1 protein-coding gene is annotated in these 1,461 nt (G+C 43.5%); it reads left to right on the forward strand.

Annotated elements, in window-relative coordinates; genetic code table 11:
- Window positions 1–44: 44 nt before the first annotated feature.
- A protein-coding gene (locus J7I43_RS24615) for an IS3 family transposase (RefSeq protein ID WP_378108841.1) occupies window positions 45–1,420 on the forward strand; the annotation gives its coding sequence in 2 pieces (ribosomal slippage) (window positions 45–519 and window positions 519–1,420; 1,377 coding nt in all).
- The last annotated feature ends 41 nt before the right edge of the window (window positions 1,421–1,461 follow it).

Here is a 1,461-nt window from a genome sequence, read left to right on the forward strand (position 1 = left end):
TGTAGTGCCCCCAAAAAGTTGGACACTTTTAGGGGGCATTTTTTATGGATAGACGAACAAAGTTCAGTTTTGAGGAGAAGTTGGTGGTAGTACGCCGTGTACTGAAAGGGATGGAATCAGCTAAGGCTGCCGCGCAGCGTATTGGTGGTTCGAAGGCCACCGTTCAATCTTGGGTTGATTACTACCGAAAAGCAGGAAGGAAGGGTTTAACCTTGCGTCACGGGACTTATGAAGGTTCATTTAAGATCGGAGTGATTAAGCACATGTTGAAAAACCATTTATCTTTAAGGCAGGCAGCGATCCTGTTTGGCATTCCTAAAAGTGGTACGATTGGGCGCTGGCTAAAGAAATATGAACAGTATGGCCCAACGGGCCTGTTAGAGGAAACCAGGGGTAGAAAAAAGCGTATAATGGCATCCAAACCACCAAAGTATACCAAGAAAACGCCTGAAACGGCGGAAGAGAAGCTGGCTGCTCTACAGTCGGAACTGGAGTATTTAAGAGCGGAAAATGCGTATTTAAAAAAGTTGAGAGCCTTAATTCAGGAAGAAAATGCCCGAAAGAAAAGCAACAGCAAAGGGTCAAAGCCATCAGGGAATTAAGGCGGGAATATGCATTGGAACTGCTGCTCAAAATAGCAGGGATGGCGCGAAGCACATATTACTACGGATTACGGCAACTGGATCAACCGGACAAATATGCGACTGTAAAGTCGCAGGTGCGGAGTATTTACCATACACATAAGGGTCGATATGGTTACAGGCGTATTATGCTGTCACTGAGGCAATCCGGTTACTCTATCAACCATAAGACAGTATGGAGGATCATGAAAGAATGTGGTCTGAAGAGTATGGTCAAAGTGAAGAAATACCGCTCTTACCGTGGCCAGCAAGGTAAAATTGCTCCCAATCTGCTGGAGCGTGATTTTACGGCGGAAGTCCCTTGTCAGAAATGGGTTACGGATGTAACGGAGTTTAACGTCCGGGGTAAAAAGCTCTTTTTATCGCCCATACTGGATCTGTATAATGGAGAAATTGTAAGCTATAAGCTAAGTGAACAGGCCACCTTACCTATGGTCATGAAGATGTTGTATAAAGCCGTAGTGAAAATGTCCCCATTAAAAGGGTTAATTATTCACTCCGACCAAGGATGGCAATACCAGACGAAAACCTGGCAACAGGCTTTGAAAGACAACAAGATCAGCCAGAGTATGTCCCGTAAAGGAAATTGCCTGGATAATGCTGTAATGGAAAACTTTTTCAGCATTCTGAAATCAGAACTGTTTTACCTTCAACAATTTACATCCATTAAGGAACTGAAGAATGCTATTGATAAATACATCCGTTACTATAACAACGACCGAATAAAACTCAAATTAAAAGGCTTGAGCCCGGTACAATACCGAACTCAAGCCGCTTAAACTTCATTATTTAATCCGTCCAAACTTTTGGGGGCAGTACA

Origin of the sequence: Chitinophaga chungangae (assembly GCF_017742215.1) — a bacterium.
Taxonomy (GTDB): Bacteria; Bacteroidota; Bacteroidia; order Chitinophagales; family Chitinophagaceae; genus Chitinophaga; species Chitinophaga chungangae.